Source organism: Candidatus Skiveiella danica (assembly GCF_022705245.1).
Lineage (GTDB): Bacteria > Pseudomonadota > Gammaproteobacteria > Burkholderiales > Burkholderiaceae_C > Skiveiella > Skiveiella danica.
Genome location: NZ_JAKJEW010000152.1, coordinates 1 through 247, shown reverse-complemented (window position 1 = coordinate 247; position 247 = coordinate 1). Strand labels below are relative to the sequence as shown.

Below are 247 nucleotides of genomic sequence, written 5' to 3'. Positions count from 1 at the left end.
GCCGGTGACGCTGCTGATCTCGAAGAATGGCTTCCTGCGCTCGCGCAACGGCCACGGCATCGACCCGGCGAGCATCGCCTGGAAGGATGGCGATGCCGAATTCGCCGTCATCGAAACGCGCACCATCCACCCGCTGGTGCTGCTCGACGCCAGCGGCCGCGCCTACACCGTGAAGATCCAGGACGTGCCGGGCGGCAAAGGCGACGGCGTGCCCGCCGCCTCCTTGTGCGACCTCGCCGGCAAGAAA

The 247-nt window shown here is 68.0% G+C and carries 1 pseudogene; it reads left to right on the top strand.

Annotated elements, in window-relative coordinates:
• Window positions 1–247, top strand: a pseudogene (locus ACMUOY_RS20630) (DNA topoisomerase IV subunit A); the annotation flags it as partial.